2 protein-coding genes are annotated in these 1,697 nt (G+C 63.3%); one reads left to right on the forward strand and one right to left on the reverse strand.

Annotation, left to right across the window (positions count from 1 at the left end; all coding sequences use genetic code 11):
* The coding region (locus tag MUO23_12290) for a 1-acyl-sn-glycerol-3-phosphate acyltransferase (protein ID MCJ7513737.1) at window positions 1-745 on the forward strand (745 nt) is incomplete at its 5' end.
* Window positions 746-867: 122 nt separating this feature from the next.
* Here MUO23_12290 and MUO23_12295 read toward each other — a convergent pair.
* Window positions 868-1,697: NBR1-Ig-like domain-containing protein (locus MUO23_12295; GenBank protein ID MCJ7513738.1), on the reverse strand; the 830-nt coding region annotated here is incomplete at its 5' end.

The raw sequence follows: 1,697 nt of genomic DNA on the forward strand, positions 1-1,697 counted from the left end.
GTTCGACCGGATCGTGGAGGAACAAGGGCTGCCGGAGGCGGCAGCCTGGGCGACCGATATCGCCTTCCGCCAGGTCCGCGTGCGAGGAACCGACCGGGTCCCGAGGGAGGGCCCGCTGCTCGTGACCTCCAACCACCCGGGGACGGTGGATTCGCTGGCGATTACGGCCGCCCTCAACCGCAAGGATCTGAAGATCATCGCCAGCAACATGCCGGTGATTCGCAACCTGCCCTTCACCAGCCGCCATGTGATCTTTGCCTCCCTGCCCGGTTCGCAGCAGCGGATGGTGGTAATCCGGGAAGCCGTTCGTCACCTTAAGGAGAACGGGGCTCTGCTGATCTTTCCCAGCGGACGGGTCGATCCGGACCCTTCCGTCCTTTCCGGCGCTGAGAGCACCTTTGACCATTGGTCCTCCAGCATCGGGGTCCTGCTGCGGAGCGTCCCGGAAACTCAGATCCAGGTCAGCATCGCCAGCGGCATGCTCTCGCCGCTCAGCCTGCGCAACCCCTTGACGTGGTTCCAGAAGGGAAAGATGGAGCGCCAGCGCGCCGCCGAGATCTTCCAATCCATGCAGCAACTGCTCGTCCCCAGCTCCGTACGGCTTACCGCCAACGTCACGTTCGGAGAGCCTTTTCGACTTGCCCCCTCGGGCGCTCGCCGTCAGGCACAGGACATCACGGACGAGGTGGTCGCCCACGGCCGGGTGGCACTCAAGGAGCACCTGGAGCAGTGGTTCGGGGCGTGAGGCCCAATTGCGCCCGCCTCAGGCCGGCAAGCAGACGAACAACAAGGAGCGGGAAATGATCCCGCTCCTTGTGTTTCAGCTATCGGCAGCCCCATCCGAGCCAGGCTGCAGGACAAGGCAGGCTACTGAGGATTCACTTCAAGCTCAAGCACTTCCACCAGGACCTGCTGCTGGGCTGTCCCAGCGAACTCCGAACTGACCTGAAGGACATACGTATACTGGCCCACTGCCAACCCGCAGTCTTCCACGGATCCCTCCGTGGGCAGATCGTTGAAGACCCGCTCGGTGTTGCGGGTGATCCAGGCATCGGCCAGGCTCTCACCTGAGAATGACCACGAAAGCGTGGTGCACACCCCAACGTCGATCTGCGTCGGATCGGCCTGGAAGTATTGGATGGCCGGCGGCTGCTCGGGCTGTTTGGTCGCCTCGGGAGCTTGTGTCGGTTCTGGCTCTTCGCCGGGGACAACGATTCCGACCCAGACTGTCTGGCCGAACGCCTGAACGTTGGCATTGTACATCTGCCAGAATCCCTGATACGTGTGGGGCTTGCTCGGCGCCTCGAGCTCGACATACATGTCGTAGGTCTGACCCGGCTTCACACTGCCGCTGACGTAGGTCGTCTCGCCGCCCATGCCAGACTCGGCTTCGTTGCCGTACACGTAGCGGATCGAGTACTTGTCCGTCCAGGTGCACGTGCCCACGTTCTTGAGCCGCCAACCCTTCTCGAAATCCTCGTTGGGCTCCATTTCCACCGGGTCCGTCATGTTCTCATCGTCATAGTTCAGGTCAGAGACGTAGGCCATGCCGTCGATACACGCACCCGGCGCGGCCGTCGGGGTTGGACCCGGGATCGGAGTGGCGGCGGGTGGCAGAGGAGCGATCTCGGCCGGCGTGAGCTGCATGTACTGCTCGGCCAGCCGGGCGATCGTCCCGTCGTTGGTCAGGTCAACCA

It is taken from the genome of Anaerolineales bacterium (genome assembly GCA_022866145.1).
Classification (GTDB): Bacteria; Chloroflexota; Anaerolineae; order Anaerolineales; family E44-bin32; genus PFL42.